Below are 15785 nucleotides of genomic sequence, written 5' to 3'. Positions count from 1 at the left end.
GGACTAGTACTAATGGTTCGAGGACTTAACCAAGTTGAACAAAACGTTGGTGTACGGTTCAATTAATGAAATGAAAATAAGATACATAATATGATTCAGTTTTGAGAGACGTAAGTCTCATCAACACCGTGTTGTGATGATGGCATTGAGGTCACACCTGTTCCCATACCGAACACAGAAGTTAAGCTCAATAGCGCCGAAAGTAGTTGGAGGATCTCTTCCTGCGAGGATAGGACGTCGCAATGCAAACGAAAGTCGCCAGTGATGGCGGCTTTTTTGTTTATTCAGGAAACGAAATTTGATATTTTTCCATCATAGCATTAAATTTATTGATATAATGAAGATTAGGCTTTATAAGAGACTTATAATCTAAAATACAACAAGGGCAGCATACTCATTCGTATGCTGAAAGGTAAAGGATTAATGACAGAACCAAATACATTTTACATTACGACACCAATTTACTATCCATCTGGTAAGTTACATATTGGAAACACCTATACAACAGTGTTAGCTGATGCTGCCGCGCGCTACCACCGTCTACTAGGTGATGATGTCTATTTCCTTACAGGAACCGACGAACACGGTTTGAAGATTGAACAAAAAGCAGAAAAGTTGAATATGACACCACAACAATACGTTGATGGTATGGCTGAAGATATTCAAAAGCTTTGGAAAGAATTGGACATTAGTAATGATGGCTTTATTCGTACAACTGATGAACAACATGAAAAAGCAATCCAAAAGATTTTCCAACAATTCCTTGATCAAGGGGATATTTACAAGGGAAATTATGAAGGTTGGTATTCAGTAGATGATGAAGAATACTTTACAGAATCACAATTGGAAGAAGTTTACCGTGATGCAGATGGTAAGGTCATCGGTGGTAAGGCACCATCTGGTCATGAAGTTGAACTAGTTAAGGAAGAATCATATTTCTTCCGCATGAGTAAGTATTCTGACTGGTTGATGAACTACTACAAGGAACACCCTGATTTTGTTGAACCAAATTCACGTATGAACGAAATGGTTAAAAACTTTATCGAACCAGGATTGGAAGACTTAGCCGTAACGCGTACTGCCTTCTCATGGGGAGTTCCTGTACCATCAGATCCAAAGCACGTTGTTTACGTTTGGATTGATGCCCTTTCAAACTATATTACAGCGCTTGGTTACGGTAGTGATAACACGGAATTGTTTGATAAGTTCTGGCCGGCAAATGTGCAATTAGTTGGTAAGGAAATTGTTCGTTTCCACACCATTTATTGGCCAATTATGTTGCATGCCTTGGGCTTGCCTGAACCAAAGAAGATTTTCGCACATGGTTGGTTAACTATGCGTGATGGAAAGATGTCAAAGTCAAAGGGAAACGTTGTGTATCCTGATACTTTGGCTGAACGCTACGGTGTTGATGCGGTACGTTACTACCTATTGCGTGCAATGCCATACGGAAACGATGGCCTCTTCACACCTGAAGACTTTGTTTCAAAGTTGAACTACGACCTAGCAAATGACCTTGGAAATCTATTGAACCGTACGGTTGCGATGATTAACAAGTATGATGACGGTATTATTCCATCGCTTGAAATTGGTTCAACTGAATTTGATGCTGATTTGGAACAAACAGCTGCATCAGTTATTGAAAACTACAATAAGTACATGGATGAACTACACACATCAGATGCACTTGCCGAAGTCTGGAAGTTGATTTCACGTGCAAATAAGTACATTGATGAAACAACACCTTGGACAATGGCCAAGGATCCAGAACAAGCAAATAACTTGAGTGCGGTTATGGCCCACTTGGCTGCTTCATTGCGTGTTGTCGCAATCTTGTTGCAACCTGTTTTGACAAACACACCAAAGGCTATCTTTGAACAATTAGGTTTGTCAGAATCTAACTTACAAATTGCTGACTTAAGCTTTGATGCTTTGCCAACTGGTGGTCGTGTCGTAGAAAAGGGTCAACCAATCTTCCCACGCGTGGATGTTGATGCTGAAGTTGCTTACATCCGTGATGAAATGACGGGTGGTGCACCTAAGGCCGAAGCTGATGATCGTCCAGAAAAGCTTGAAACGAAGCCAGAAATTGAATTTGATGATTTTGAAAAGGTTGATATCCGCGTTGGTAAGATTGAAGCGGTATCTGCAGTTGAAAAGTCAAATAAGTTGTTGCGTTTCAAGCTTGATGACGGTTCAAAGAATGGTCGTACCATTTTATCTGGAATGAAGAAGTTCTATCCAGAATTTGAACAATTAGTGGGTAAGAACGTTGCCTTTGTGGCTAACCTAAAGCCTCGTAAGATGATGGGTGAGCTTTCTGAAGGTATGATTCTATCTGCCGAGAAGGATGATGAAGTTACCCTAACATTCTTACCAGACTCAATTAAGCCTGGTGCTGACTTAGGATAATGTAATTCAATAAGTTAAACGGCAGGGACTCAAAATTGGGTCCCTGTTCTCCTTATGTCGTAATCCCCTCAGGAGGAACTTATGGATTTTCTATTTGTTATTTTAGTAATTATGATTGCGATCATTGTTGCTAATTTTCTGTCTCAATTAATGCCAAAAATCCCCCAAGCTTTTTGGCAGATTTTAGCCGGAATTATTCTGGCATTAATTCCTGGTACTTTAAATCAAATTCATCTAGAACCTGATCTGTTCTTGATGTTAGTGATTGCTCCGTTATTGTTTTATGAAGGGCAACATACCAATGCCAGTGTGATTTCAAAGAATTTTTCAGCCATCATTCGTTTGGCGGGAATTTTGGCGATAGTCACGGTTGTGGTGCTTGGCTTTACGGAGCAGGCGATTATGCATTGGGTCTTACCCCTGGCAGTCGCGCTAGCAGCCATTGTTACGCCGACTGATGCAACTGCCTTAGATTCGGTGACATCAACGGTTAAAATGCCGTCAGGAATCAAGCGTGCGCTGAATTTGGAATCACTGTTCAATGATGCCAGCGGACTAGTTGTTTTAGCACTAGCATTATTGTGGCTAAATACGGGACACTTTTCATTCCTTGAAGGATTTAAAGAGTTTTTGATTTCAGCCTTTGGTGGTGCAGTTATTGGATTTATTTTGGGTATGTTAATCGTTTGGATTCGTCAAAATCTTTTGCGCTTCCAATTGGACGATAGTACGGCCCAAATTTTGATTCAAATCATCAGTCCAGTAGCAATCTATATTATTGCTGAGCACTTCCATGTCTCAGGAATTATCGCTGTGGTAATTGCTGGAGTTGTGCATAATGAAGAACGTGCGCATATGCAATTTATGTCGGCACAGTTAAGTAATTTGAGTAATCAGGTTTGGGAAATGATGTCCCAAATCCTAAATGGAATCGTGTTCGTACTTTTGGGGCTCGAACTTGTCCGCGTTGTCGAGACTTTCGTTAATACAACTGGTTACGGTTGGGTGCCAATGGTCGGCATGGGAATCTTGATTTACATCATTATGGTTATTGTGCGTTTCTTATCGATGATTTTTTCACAAAAAGAAGACGTGGAGCGCTTTATCGATTATGGTCAACGGAAGAAAGACGCGTTTGTCTTTGCCATTGGTGGCGTTCATGGAGCCATGACAATGGCCATGGCGCTATCTTTGCCATATGTGTTAAAGAATGGACAGCCATTCCCATATCGAGACAATATTTTATTGATTGCATCAGTTGTAATCATTATTAGTTTGGTAATGCCACTACTTGTTTTGCCTAAAGTCTTGCCTGAAGTTGAACCTGAATTCAAAACAGCTGACTTTGACAAGGCGCACTTGGAGATGGTTAGTCGTGGTATGGCCGATGTTGATCGTTCTGATGCTGACCCGCAAACCAAGCAACGTGTGACGCGTCAGTTGCAAGCACAACTCGGTTATGGAGATGAGCAGTTAGACCGTGACATTTGGTTAGAAGCAACAGATCGAATTAATCGGGTCACCAACCAAGCGATTGAAGACGCGATGGATGCTGATCAACTTTCCGGTGATGCCGCTTTGTTCTATCAGCGCTTATCACATAATTCGCGTAATTCTGGTTGGCATGGTATTCAGCACCGTGGACGTGTGCTTTGGCACAGTCTTGAACAAAGTTGGATGCACTTCATTGACCGTCATGTGAATTCAAGTAAGCGTCAAGAACGTCAAAAGCAACGTATTGAAAAGTATATTAAGCGTGAGCAACGCCACTTGAAGGATTTGCCACCTGACCAACGTAAACATATGGAACAACGAATCGCTGATCAGCGAAAAGTGTTGGATATGAATACGGCCGATAAACGTCAGAGTTTGCATAAGTTAAAGCAAAAGCAACGTGATCGTTGGGCTGCCGCAACTGAAGAAATTCGTAATGTGACGGAACCGGCGGTTGAAGCTGATATTCAATCTTTGGAGCAATCTGGTAAGAATCCACGCTTGGCATTAGCTATGCGCAATGTGCAAGTACGTCAACAAAACGTGATGCAGAGTTCAGTCGATTCAACGGACGACGATCAAGAAGTGATGATGAATGCATTGCAGGCTGAATTGCAGTACATCCATCAAGGTCGAGCCAAAAATACACTGAGTTCTGGACTGGCTAAAGCCCTTTACGATGAAGTGAATGCGGCTCAAGCCTTAGTTTTGGCAATTGAAGAAGAAGAAGAAGAATAACTTGGAAATTCAGTCGAATGTGTCATTCGGCTGTTTTTTATACATAGCATTATGACTGTTTTACGGTCAAAGCTTAAGCATGCCATCTTTTTTTGGTATGATAGTACTATTAAGATACGAGACAAAAATAAAATGAGGTAAATTATGGCGATTTATGATCCATCAAAGCGGCCTGAAGCCGCCTATGATTCACACACACATTTAAATGAAACAGAATTTAGTGAAGATGTTACAGCATACTGGGCTCGCGCACGTGAATACCGCATTATGGAAATGAACGTGGTGGGATACAATCACTTGGGAAATGCGCAAGCAATTGAAATTGCCCATGAATTGGAAGGCGTCCATGCAATCGTGGGATTCCAACCGGAAGATGTGAACGAAGTGAATGATGCCGAAATGGCGATTTTACGTGACCAATTGAACGACGACACAGTCGTTGGGTTGGGTGAAATGGGACTGGACTACCACTGGGAAGATAATCCTGCTCCAGAAGTCCAAAAAGCGGCCTTTGCGGCACAATTGGACTTAGCCCGTGAAACGCATCTACCTGTTACTGTGCACGCGCGTGACGCCTTTGATGACGTTTATGATATGTTGAAGGCGCACCACGTTGAAGAATTCGGCGGTGTTATGCATTCCTTTACTGGGGATGCAAAAGAAGTGCAACGCTTCTTGGACCTCGGTATGTATATCGGTTTCTCAGGAATGGTAACGTTCAAAAAGTCTGACGATATTAAGGCAGCTTTACAGGCGGTGCCATTAGACCGTATTTTGGTCGAAACAGATGCGCCATTCTTAGCTCCAACACCAATGCGTGGCAAGATGAACGAGCCAATGTTTACGCACTATACGCTTGAAAACATGGCTGAACAATTGGGCATGACGTATAACGAAATTGCTAAGATTACAACTGACAATGCCCACCGTTTGTGGTTGGATAAGTAATGACCAAGATTCAAGAAGTCATCGTGGTCGAGGGGAAAGCTGATACGCAAGTGATTCAACAAGCAGTTGATGCAGACACTTTGGAAACGAACGGCTCAGCGCTTAGTCCTGAAACACTACGGGCGATTAAAGAAGCTGCTGATCGACGGGGGATTATTGTCTTTACTGACCCTGACTTTAATGGGGAACGGCTACGCCACCTCATTACGGAAGCTGTACCAACGGCTAAGCACGCTTTTTTAACGAAGGATGAGGCTGGTCGGCAGATTAAACACCATAGTTTGGGCATTGAGTACGCTGATGCCGCAACGATCCAACATGCACTCGACCAAGTCGTTACGGTGATGGATGCCGATGGTCAACCAACGTCAGATGTGACGCGCCAAGATTTGGTCCGTTTAAATCTGCTAGCTGGCCCACAGGCCGCCCAACTCCGCCAAAAGGTTGCTGAAAAGCGCCAATTAGGCTACGTGAATGGGAAGCAATTTTTAAAGCGCTTGGGGATGTTTGGCATCACCAAGGCTGATTTAGAAGCAACGCTTCGAGAGATAGAAGAGGAAAATGCATGAATGATGTACCAGATATTGCAACGCCCGTCCGGACGCAGGCAATAATGAACCAATATGGTATTAATACGAAAAAGTCGCTGGGACAAAACTTCCTAACGGATATTAATATCTTAAAAAATATTGTCTCTGCCGGTGAAGTTAAGCCGACCGATAATGTGATTGAAATCGGACCTGGAATTGGGGCATTGACGGAACAATTAGCACGTAACGCCAAGCAAGTGGTCGCATTTGAAATTGATGATCGCTTGATTCCAGTATTGGATCATACCCTGGCCCCATATGATAATGTGAAAATCATTAATCAAGACATTCTAAGTGTTGATTTGGAGAAGACGATTCAAGAAGAGTTCGATGATCCAAGTGCACCATTGAAATTGGTGGCGAACTTGCCATACTACATTACGACACCAATTTTGATGCAAGTCTTGCAATCAAATGTGCAGTTTGATGCGATTGTCGTGATGATGCAAAAGGAAGTGGCTGATCGTTTGTCAGCTGAACCTGGAACTAAGGACTATGGTTCATTGACGTTAGCTGTGACTTACCGTATGAATGCGGCACTCGCCTTTAATGTTTCACGCACGGCCTTTGTACCAAATCCAAATGTGGATTCAGCGATTATCGTTTTGACACCGCGCGAACCATTAACAGTTGACCCCAAGGATGAGAAGAAACTCTTCCAACTCTTCAAGGTTGGCTTCGCCATGCGCCGTAAGACGCTTTGGAATAACCTCATCACCGCTTTTGGTAAAACTGATGAGATGAAGGAACGTTTGACAACAGCTTTGGAAGCTGCTGATATTAGTCCTAAGATTCGTGCTGAGAAATTGACGCTCGATGACTTTATCCGTTTGCACAATGCGCTATTTGACGCCGGCGTCTATAACGGATAAAATAATAGATATATCGCCAAAAATTCGGTTGATATAAAAATATTGTCTATGTATGTAATTTAAATTTAAAACTCGAAAGAAGGTAGCACATGGATTCCGGTCCGTCTATAATTATTAACCTTGTTGTCATTATCGTGATTTTGGCACTTGCAGTATTGTTTACTTTAACTGAATATTCTTTGGTTAAGGTTCGTCCCAGCGCTTTGAAGGCCTTGAAAGAGGAACAAAAAAAGCCATCAACAAAAATTGATCATGCCATTTACATGGTTGATCATTTGACTGAATATCTTTCAACAGCGCAAGTTGGTATTACGTTAACTTCGCTGATCTTAGGTTGGTTAGGGGAAGGTTTCATTGCTGGCTTAATCATCAGTAGTGGCATCTTGCCACCAGAAATTGCGCATAGTTTTGCGTCAATTGCCGCCATCTTGATTTTCACCTTTATTCACGCGGTGTTTACCGATTTGGTTCCTAAAAATATTGCGATTGATGATCCGACTGGGGTCTTGCTTAAAATCGTGCGCCCTGTTATGTTCTTCCACGTGTTGTTCTACCCAATGATTTGGTTGTTCGACCGTACTGCAGCATGGGTGACAAAGATTTTGGGATACAATGCGCATCCTGATGAAGATATCTATTCACAAGCTGAAATTGTGTCACTTTCTCGTGATGCTGCACAAGCTGGTGAAATTGATGAAGACGACTTACGCTACATGCAACGTGCCTTTGAAATGAATGATAAGGTTGCTGCTGATATCATGATTGACCGTACACAACTTGAAGTGATTGATGTGAACGCGACGATTCATGAAGCTTTGAACATGTACTTAGAAACCAAGTACTCACGAATCCCAGTTGTTGCTAACAACGATAAGGATAAGATTCTTGGTTATGTTTATTCATATGACTTAGTACGTCAAGGTCGTATCGATATGGAAGCGCCTGTAAGTACGGTTTTGCGTAACTTACCAAACATTTCTGAAGATCAACCTATTACGGATATCTTGCAAGAAATGATTGATCACCGTGTGCCAATGGTTGTCGTTAAGGATGAATACGGTGGAACTTCTGGAATTGTGACAGATAAGGACATCTATGAAGAACTATTCGGTACAGTACGCGATGAAGTTGATGATACAATCGATAACTTGATTACGAAGTTGCACTCTGATGATGAGGGTAATATGCATTATCAAGTGTCAGGTAAGTTGAATCTAAATGACTTTGAGCGTTACTTCCACGAAGATATTGGATCATTTGAGGATTCAGATAAGGTGACATTAACAGGCTATATGTTGGATCGTTTCCCTGATCTTAGTGTTAATGAACCCAACCAAGTGGCTAATTTTGAAATTACCGCCTTGGACTTCAAGGATGCATACATCAACTATTTCGAAGTAGCGGTATTACCACTTACGGATGAAAATAGTTCTGATGTACGTATTGAAGAAGAATAATCACCTGTTATAAATGACCGATAAAGAAAGAAGGGATTTCTATTGAGTACTGCACAACTGTGGATTTCATTGATTATCATTATCATTGTGTTAATTTTTGCAGCAATTTTTGTTGCCGCTGAATTTGCCTTAGTTAAAGTTCGTCGAAGTACATTAGAAGAAATGCAAAACGAGCGTGAGAAGCCATCACGGAAAATTGCGCGTACCATCAACATGGTGGATAACCTAAACGAATACCTTTCAACGACCCAAGTTGGAATTACTTTGGCAGGGTTGTTGTTAGGGTTCATGGGTGAATCAACTGTGGCCCACTTGCTCTTAAAGATGGGGATCATTCAAGAAATGACTGGACCAAGTGCCGGTGTCATCGCTTCAGTGATTGCCTTAGTCTTGTTGACATATATTGAAGTGGTCTTCACTGAACTTGTGCCAAAGAACGTGTCAATCGAGTTTCCCGTTAAGGTGGGGCTTGCTGTGTCAGGTCCTTTGAAGTTCTTCCACGTCATCTTCTACCCATTCGTCTGGTTGCTAAATGTGTCAGCCAATGGGGTAACCCATTTGTTTGGAATGAAGACGGCCTCAGAAGATAGCGAAGTTTACTCTGAAGCTGAAATTTTGAGTTTGTCACGTAATGCTGCCCGCCAGGGACAATTACAGGATGAAGATTATCTATTGATGCAACGCGCATTCGAAATGAATGACAAAGACGTTGTAGATATTATGATCGACCGAACTGAGATGGAAGTTGTTGATATTAACACAACCATTAAGGAAGCGGTTCAAGTTTATTTCAAGACTAAGTTCTCACGTTTGCCAGTGGTTGCTGACAACGATAAGGACAAGGTGTTAGGCTATATCTTCAATTATGACTTGATGCGTCAAGCTTATGCTGACGATACAGTCACCGTCCGTAAGATTCTTCGCCAAATGCCAACAGTTCCTGAAAGTATGCCAATTCAAGATGCACTTCAAGTGATGATTTCTAAGCGAACACCAATGGTGGTTGTTAAGGATGAATACGGTGGTACATCAGGGATTGTTACCGATAAGGACATTTACGAAGAACTCTTCGGCACTGTCCGCGATGAAGTTGATGATGTTGCCGATGACCTCGTTGAAAAGCTTGGTTCTGACGAAAATGGTATCATGCATTATCGCGTCTCAGGTAAAATGACCTTGTATGACTTTGAACGCTATTTCAAGACCGACTTGCGTGACTTTGATCATTCAGACATGGTAACTCTAACGGGTTACATGCTTGACCAGAATCCAAATGCCGGTGCAGGTAGTGAAATGCAAGTGGGTCCATTCCACTTCAAAGCATTACACTACAAGGATGCCTATATCAGTGACTTTGAAGTTACCAAAGAACCTGAATCTAAGGTTGATCCTGAAGTTAAAAAATAAACAAAAAAACGATGCGCATGGTTTAGGTGCGCATCGTTTTTTTTATTGCTAATCTAGTGGTACATCGATTGCCCAGCCGTCAGGGCCAGGTTGATCTCCGAACTGAATCGCCATTAAGCGATCGTAAAGTGCTTGGGTCTTTGGCCCAACTTCTGTTTCTGAATAGAAGACATGCTTCTTATCATTGTGTGTAATTGAGCCAACTGGTGAAATTACAGCAGCAGTTCCCATGGCACCTGCCTCATCAAATTGCTCAAGGTCATAAATGCTGATAGTGGTTTCTTCGGTTACCATGCCAGCTTCTTCTGCCAATTCAAGTAATGAATATTTGGTGACTGAAGGTAAAATTGAAGGTGACTTAGGGGTTAGAAATCGATTGTCCTTGGTAATCCCAAAGAAGTTAGCTGATCCAAGTTCTTCAATGTTTTCATGTAAACGTGGATCAAGGTATACCACATCAGAATAGCCATCAGCATGCGCATTTTGACCCGGCAACATTGAAGCGGCATAATTACCACCAACCTTTGCACGGCCGGTTCCACCGTGAGCGGCACGATCATACGGGCTTGTGACATAAGCGGTGGGTGTCAGTCCACCCTTATAGTAGGCCCCAACGGGGGTAACATAAATGCCGAATACGTATTCGTCGGCCGGCTTAACCCCAACAACTGCACCAGTTCCGATGAGGAAGGGGCGGATGTACAATGTTGCGCCAGAACCATAAGGTGGGACGAAATCTTGGTTGGCTTTAACAACGGCCTTAACCGCATCGATAAAGGCATCTTCAGGGTATCCCGGCATAACCAAACGTTCTGCCGATTGACGCATCCGGGCCGCGTTGCGGTCGGGACGGAAGATGTTGACACCGCCGTCGGCGCGACGATAGGCTTTCATACCTTCAAAGACTTCTTGACCATAGTGGAGGACTGAAGCTGCTTCGCTCATTTGAATCTGGCTGTTTTCAGTGATTTCACCAGGTTCCCACTGGCCGTTACGATAGACGGCGCGAAAACGATAAGGAAGATCGTGGTAGGCAAAGCCTAAATCGGACCAATCGAAATCGGCAGGAGTTACTTTTGTCATGTGGAATACCAACTTTCATATTTATAGATTATATAATTATTAGAATAAAATGATAAGTTTGTCAAGGTGGCGCCGATAGAGTGGTGGCGTAATATGAAAAAAAGCGTACCAAAAATGAGTAAAAACGAGTGCGACGACTATTTATGAAAAAATGCATGCCAACAGAGACAAAAAACGTAAGCGAATTTTTTTCTAGATTGAAAAAAATTAAATAAAAAATACCCGAACCAAAATGTAAATTGGCACGGGTATTTAGTATAATGAAACAAAAGCAAATTGCTGATGCTTAATTAAAATTAATTTCAATGTTTTCAGTTAAGACGTCAGTATAACTAAATGATGCACGATCAAATTCGTGGCCATCTTGCTTTAAATCTAAAACAAAGACAGCAGGGAAAGTTTCTCGGACAATTGCTTGATGCTCAATTGTGCGATGACGACTTTCGTGGGTAATCAAAGTTACCGTTTCACCAAGATGGTTATCAAGATTTTGTTTAATTTCCACTAATGTTGCAGGCATAAAAACACTTCCTTTCGCGAGACAATCTCGCCTTCTCTCGACAAATGAGATCGAGACTACGTATAGCCTGAATTTTATGTACGACAAGGCCTTTTTTTATTTTACCATAATTATGGTAAATAAGAAAGAGAGTTTTTATTAAATGAATTTATTAATCTCTTTAATGCAATTTTTGAAAAAAACGAAAGAAAAAGAAATTAGCCCTATCTTTTGCCCAGGACTGCGACTAGTAATGCTGAAACGTCAGTTGGTCCAAATTGAACGATTTTATTATGGTTATGAATGCGGTATGATGGGAGTTAGAAATAATTTGAGGTGGAGAAATGACTGAAAAGCGAATTGCCTGGCCAACCTATTTTATGTTGCAAGCTGTGATGTTAGCATCACGTGGAACCTGCACGCGACTCCAAGTCGGGGCAGTCATTGTTAAAGATGGACGGATTATAGCTAGTGGCTATAATGGATCAGTTTCAGGAACCCCACACTGTGATGAAGTCGGTGATTTGATGGTTGACGGTCATTGTATCCGGGCCGTGCATGCTGAACAAAATGCGTTGATGCAAATGGCTAAAATGGGCATTTCATCTGACGATGCTGAAATTTATGTTACAGATTTCCCATGTGTTTACTGTACAAAGCTATTGTTGCAGGCTGGGATTAAGAAAATTAATTATTTACGTAACTATCGCAATGATGATTTTGCCATGACCTTGATTGATGAAAAGCATGTGGCTTTAGAGCAAGTGACGATTACGGCAGATGATATTGAAAAGTTACACTTTGAAAAGTATATTGACACAACGCAAGGAGATACGGAATGAGCCAGAATGAACAAGCTTACTTGGATACACTCCAAGATATTTTAGAAAATGGTGCTGTAAAAACGGACCGGACTGGAACAGGAACACGTTCAGTTTTAGGCCGTCAGATGCGTTTTGATATGGCAGAAGGTTTTCCGCTACTGACCACTAAACGTGTGCCATTTAAGCTTATTAAAAGTGAATTATTGTGGTTCCTTCAAGGAAATACCAATATTAAATTCTTACTGGAAAACAACAATCATATTTGGGATGAATGGGCCTTTAAAAACTGGGTTGAATCAGATAGCTATACTGGTCCAGATATGACGGATTTTGGACGCCGAGCGCTAGTTGATGACGAATTTGCGGCTGAATATGATCAACAACACCAAATTTTCGTCGACAAGATTTTGTCAGATGATGATTTTGCCGCTGAATTTGGTGAACTTGGTGATGTGTATGGTGCGCAATGGCGTCACTGGAAGAAAGTTCAAGGTGGCTTTATTGACCAAATGGCTGATGTGATTGACCAAATTAAAACACATCCGGATTCTCGTCGTTTAATCGTAACGGCATGGAATCCCGAAGCTATTCCAACGCAAGCTTTGCCACCATGTCACGCCTTGTTCCAATTCTATGTTGCTGATGGAAAGATCAGTTTGCAATTGTACCAACGTTCAGCTGATATGTTTCTCGGTGTGCCTTTTAACATTGCCTCATACTCCTTGTTGCTACATATGGTAGCTGCGCAAACGGGTTATGAAGCCGGTGAATTTGTGCATACCTTGGGAGATGCTCACATCTACAATAACCACGTGGAACAAGTGGAAGAACAATTGGCACGCCCAATGGCAGAGTTACCTGAACTTTGGTTGAATCCAGATGTTAAATCGATTTTTGATTACACAATGGATGATATTAAGATTAAGAATTATCATCCAAGCAAGTCAATTAAGGCCCCAGTGGCTGTCTAAGATGATGATGTAGCGAGGGGGCACCATGCATGTCAGATAGAAAGAAACGACGTGTTGTCCGTGGACCACGTTATATTAAGTCGGCGTATCGGGAACGCAACATTGTGTTAGCGGTAACGTTGATAATGATGGCGATTGGCGTAGGGTTTGGTATACATACGCTAATCAATGCTAATCGTGCGATGAATCAAGCCTATCAACCGGCGCACGTGAAAAAATCGCGCAACGGGAGTAAACTCCTAAAGCAACGCAAACCGTTTTCTATTTTATTAATGGGGACAGATACAGGAGAATTCGGGCGTAACTATAAGGGACGGACGGATTCTTTGATGTTAGCGGTTGTGAATCCTGAACAGAAGACCACGACACTGGTGTCACTACCACGTGATAGTATTGTCGCGCCGGTCGGCTACGAACATGAATTTCCGGCTAAGCTGAATTCAGCGTATGAGTATGGATCAGCCAAAACATCGATTCAGACGGTGCAACGGTGGTTGAACGTACCAATTGATTACTATGCGATTGTGAATATGCGGGGGTTGGAGCAGGTTGTGAATGAGTTAGGTGGCATTCAGGTGGTTTCACCACTAACCTTTGAATTCAATCCTGAAACGGCCCATAGTGATCCCGGGAATTTGTATAAGTTCAAAAAAGGCTCATCACACTTTACGCACACGGGTAAGAATGATGTGACCCATTCATATGATCGGATGGATGGGAAAGCAGCGCTAGCCTTTTCACGCATGCGTTATCAAGATCCATCAGGTGACTATGGCCGCCAAGCACGGCAACGATTAGTTATACAAGGAATTGCCAAGAAGGCTTTGTCGAACCCTCTTCGGCTAGCAGATGCTGATTTTATTTCAGCTGTCAGTCAATCTGTGAAGACTGATTTATCTTCACAAGACATCGAACAAATTAGCGGTAACTACTTGTTAGCAGCTAAGTCGATTAAAACTGGTCATTTGACGGGTCAAACGTATGACACAAAACGGGGTTCTTCGGAATTCATTAGTACTGAAGTTAAGCAACCGGTGACGAATCAATTGCGGAAAGCGTTGGATTTGAAACCTGCAGAAACTGGGCCGCTCTACGGTGGGGACGTTGATGAAATGGACCTTGCCCAAAGTGGCTTACCAACACCATAAAAAAAGCACTGCCAAGCATAAGCTCGGCAGTGCTTTTCGTTTTATTAGATTTCGTCGTCTTGGTTAGGCGTAACATCTTCACGTTCATATTGTGAGAAGTTAGGCATATCGGGCATAATCATTGCGGCAATTACATAGAAAATCACACAGGGAACAATGCTTGTAAGCATTGTTAGAATCACAAAGATGACACGAATGACGGTTGGGTCAACGTTTAGGTAGTTGGCGATTCCACCAAGTACTCCGGCGAGGACACGATTGTCTGACTTATATAACTTCTTCTTCATAATATTTTCTCCTATTTCATATATGTTTAGTTTATACATAAAATTATACTGTACAGCGTATAACATTGCAAGGAATATTATACGCTAATTTAAAAAGCATTAAAAAAACTGGATAAGGGTTTTGCTAGCAGAAAAATTTTGGTATGTTAGTGTTAAGTAAATATAGGAGATAACTTATGATTGAACTTTTAAAGTCCTTTATTATTGGAATTGTCGAAGGAATTACTGAATTCCTACCAATTTCATCAACAGGGCATATTATTATCGCCGACTCACTGATGGGAATTCCTGGTGGAGCGGTTTGGACGAAGGCCTTCACGCACATGTATGAATATGTGATTCAACTTGGAGCAATTATGGCCGTGCTACAGCTCTACTTCAATAAGCTGAACCCATTTGCCCGCTCTAAGACGCAAGTTGAGAAAAATCAAACTTGGCGTTTGTGGTCAAAGGTAATCGTGGGAGTGTTGCCTTCAGCGATTATTGGGTTAGCCTTGAATGATTACATGGGCGACAACGTTTGGGTTGTTGCTGCAATGTTGATCCTTTATGGTTTCTTGTTTATCATTATTGAAAATTACTTAGCTGATAAGCAACCATGGTTGACTGATTTGAATGCCATGAGTTACAAGATGGCCTTGTTCATTGGATTCTTCCAAGTGCTTGCCATTATTCCTGGAACATCACGTTCAGGGGCAACCATCTTAGGAGCTTTGCTCTTGGGTGCTTCTCGTTTCGTGGCAACGGAGTTCTCATTCTTCATGAGTATTCCAATGATGTTCGGTATTGCGGTATTGAAGCTTGGTAGTTACTTCCTTAAGGGCGGTAGCTTCACCATGATTCAATCAGGAGTATTGTTCGTCGGATTCATGGTTTCATGGGTTGTTGCCTATATCGCCATTAAGTTCTTGCTTGACTATGTTAAGAAGAACGACTTTAAGGCCTTTGGATACTACCGAATTGCGGTTGGTATCTTAGTTATCGCCTTGATCTTAGTTGGTGTCATTAAAGCCTAATTAAACGAAAACACCTGCCATTGGCAGGTGTTTTTCTTT

At 41.9% G+C, this 15785-nt stretch carries 14 protein-coding genes and 1 rRNA gene; 12 read left to right on the top strand and 3 right to left on the bottom strand.

Annotation, left to right across the window (positions count from 1 at the left end; genetic code table 11):
* Positions 1 to 129: 129 nt before the first annotated feature.
* The 8 genes from rrf to D3P96_RS07500 all read left to right on the top strand — a co-directional run bounded on the left by rrf (position 130) and on the right by D3P96_RS07500 (position 9918).
* Positions 130 to 246 (top strand): 5S ribosomal RNA (gene rrf, locus D3P96_RS07535).
* A gap of 177 nt (positions 247 to 423) precedes the next feature.
* Positions 424 to 2412 (top strand): methionine--tRNA ligase, encoded by a 1989-nt coding sequence (metG, locus tag D3P96_RS07530; protein WP_124943756.1) that lies wholly within the window; start codon positions 424 to 426, stop codon positions 2410 to 2412.
* Positions 2413 to 2493: 81 nt separating this feature from the next.
* Positions 2494 to 4644 carry a cation:proton antiporter gene (locus D3P96_RS07525; protein WP_124943755.1) on the top strand — a complete coding sequence of 717 codons (2151 nt, stop codon included), beginning with the start codon at positions 2494 to 2496 and terminating at the stop codon, positions 4642 to 4644.
* A 144-nt stretch (positions 4645 to 4788) separates the two neighbouring features.
* A complete protein-coding gene (locus tag D3P96_RS07520; RefSeq protein WP_124943754.1) occupies positions 4789 to 5592 on the top strand; it encodes a TatD family hydrolase in 804 nt (267 codons plus the stop codon).
* Complete coding sequence (rnmV, locus tag D3P96_RS07515; RefSeq protein ID WP_124943753.1) at positions 5592 to 6161, top strand: ribonuclease M5; 570 nt, start codon at positions 5592 to 5594, stop codon at positions 6159 to 6161. The genes D3P96_RS07520 and rnmV overlap by 1 nt, the downstream gene beginning before the upstream one ends.
* Complete coding sequence (gene rsmA / locus D3P96_RS07510; RefSeq protein ID WP_124943752.1) at positions 6158 to 7054, top strand: 16S rRNA (adenine(1518)-N(6)/adenine(1519)-N(6))-dimethyltransferase RsmA; 897 nt, start codon at positions 6158 to 6160, stop codon at positions 7052 to 7054. The genes rnmV and rsmA overlap by 4 nt, the downstream gene beginning before the upstream one ends.
* An 89-nt stretch (positions 7055 to 7143) precedes the next feature.
* On the top strand, positions 7144 to 8511 hold the full coding sequence (locus tag D3P96_RS07505; RefSeq protein WP_124943751.1) for a hemolysin family protein: 1368 nt from the start codon (positions 7144 to 7146) through the stop codon (positions 8509 to 8511).
* A 42-nt stretch (positions 8512 to 8553) separates the two neighbouring features.
* Entirely contained in the window at positions 8554 to 9918 is a 1365-nt protein-coding gene (locus D3P96_RS07500; protein ID WP_124943750.1) for a hemolysin family protein, read from the top strand.
* Between the two features lie 48 nt (positions 9919 to 9966).
* On the opposite strand, the gene D3P96_RS07495 is transcribed toward D3P96_RS07500, so the two are convergent.
* Positions 9967 to 11001: a branched-chain amino acid aminotransferase gene (locus D3P96_RS07495; protein WP_124943749.1), complete on the bottom strand. Its 1035-nt coding sequence runs from the start codon at positions 10999 to 11001 to the stop codon at positions 9967 to 9969.
* Positions 11002 to 11287: 286 nt separating this feature from the next.
* Positions 11288 to 11521 carry a Veg family protein gene (locus D3P96_RS07490; RefSeq protein WP_124943748.1) on the bottom strand — a complete coding sequence of 78 codons (234 nt, stop codon included), beginning with the start codon at positions 11519 to 11521 and terminating at the stop codon, positions 11288 to 11290.
* 323 nt (positions 11522 to 11844) lie between these two features.
* Between D3P96_RS07490 and D3P96_RS07485 the strand changes: the two genes are divergently transcribed.
* The 3 genes from D3P96_RS07485 to D3P96_RS07475 are packed head-to-tail and all read left to right on the top strand — an operon-like array spanning position 11845 to position 14443.
* A complete protein-coding gene (locus D3P96_RS07485) occupies positions 11845 to 12342 on the top strand; it encodes a deaminase (RefSeq protein ID WP_124943747.1) in 498 nt (165 codons plus the stop codon).
* Positions 12339 to 13295 (top strand): thymidylate synthase, encoded by a 957-nt coding sequence (locus D3P96_RS07480; RefSeq protein ID WP_124943746.1) that lies wholly within the window; start codon positions 12339 to 12341, stop codon positions 13293 to 13295. The genes D3P96_RS07485 and D3P96_RS07480 overlap by 4 nt, the downstream gene beginning before the upstream one ends.
* 29 nt (positions 13296 to 13324) lie before the next feature.
* Complete coding sequence (locus D3P96_RS07475) at positions 13325 to 14443, top strand: LCP family protein (protein ID WP_124943745.1); 1119 nt, start codon at positions 13325 to 13327, stop codon at positions 14441 to 14443.
* Between the two features lie 44 nt (positions 14444 to 14487).
* Here the strand turns inward: D3P96_RS07475 and D3P96_RS07470 are convergent, their stop codons facing one another.
* Complete coding sequence (locus tag D3P96_RS07470; protein ID WP_124943744.1) at positions 14488 to 14730, bottom strand: PspC domain-containing protein; 243 nt, start codon at positions 14728 to 14730, stop codon at positions 14488 to 14490.
* A 176-nt stretch (positions 14731 to 14906) separates the two neighbouring features.
* Between D3P96_RS07470 and D3P96_RS07465 the strand changes: the two genes are divergently transcribed.
* On the top strand, positions 14907 to 15746 hold the full coding sequence (locus D3P96_RS07465; protein ID WP_124943743.1) for an undecaprenyl-diphosphate phosphatase: 840 nt from the start codon (positions 14907 to 14909) through the stop codon (positions 15744 to 15746).
* Positions 15747 to 15785 lie beyond the last annotated feature (39 nt).

Origin of the sequence: Weissella viridescens, from assembly GCF_003862435.1 — a bacterium.
Classification (GTDB): domain Bacteria; phylum Bacillota; class Bacilli; order Lactobacillales; family Lactobacillaceae; genus Weissella; species Weissella viridescens_A.
Note: the sequence above shows the minus strand (reverse complement) of the source record. Positions and strands in the feature narration are given on the sequence as shown.

Excerpts from the sequence above, each read along its gene's own strand:
- D3P96_RS07505 (WP_124943751.1), top strand. The coding sequence starts at position 7,144 with ATGGATTCCGGTCCGTCTATAATTATTAACCTTGTTGTCATTATCGTG.
- D3P96_RS07480 (WP_124943746.1), top strand. The coding sequence starts at position 12,339 with ATGAGCCAGAATGAACAAGCTTACTTGGATACACTCCAAGATATTTTA.
- metG (WP_124943756.1), top strand. The coding sequence starts at position 424 with ATGACAGAACCAAATACATTTTACATTACGACACCAATTTACTATCCA.
- D3P96_RS07485 (WP_124943747.1), top strand. The coding sequence starts at position 11,845 with ATGACTGAAAAGCGAATTGCCTGGCCAACCTATTTTATGTTGCAAGCT.
- rsmA (WP_124943752.1), top strand. The coding sequence starts at position 6,158 with ATGAATGATGTACCAGATATTGCAACGCCCGTCCGGACGCAGGCAATA.
- D3P96_RS07495 (WP_124943749.1), bottom strand. The coding sequence starts at position 11,001 with ATGACAAAAGTAACTCCTGCCGATTTCGATTGGTCCGATTTAGGCTTT.
- D3P96_RS07465 (WP_124943743.1), top strand. The coding sequence starts at position 14,907 with ATGATTGAACTTTTAAAGTCCTTTATTATTGGAATTGTCGAAGGAATT.
- D3P96_RS07520 (WP_124943754.1), top strand. The coding sequence starts at position 4,789 with ATGGCGATTTATGATCCATCAAAGCGGCCTGAAGCCGCCTATGATTCA.
- D3P96_RS07475 (WP_124943745.1), top strand. The coding sequence starts at position 13,325 with ATGTCAGATAGAAAGAAACGACGTGTTGTCCGTGGACCACGTTATATT.
- rnmV (WP_124943753.1), top strand. The coding sequence starts at position 5,592 with ATGACCAAGATTCAAGAAGTCATCGTGGTCGAGGGGAAAGCTGATACG.
- D3P96_RS07490 (WP_124943748.1), bottom strand. The coding sequence starts at position 11,521 with ATGCCTGCAACATTAGTGGAAATTAAACAAAATCTTGATAACCATCTT.
- D3P96_RS07470 (WP_124943744.1), bottom strand. The coding sequence starts at position 14,730 with ATGAAGAAGAAGTTATATAAGTCAGACAATCGTGTCCTCGCCGGAGTA.
- D3P96_RS07525 (WP_124943755.1), top strand. The coding sequence starts at position 2,494 with ATGGATTTTCTATTTGTTATTTTAGTAATTATGATTGCGATCATTGTT.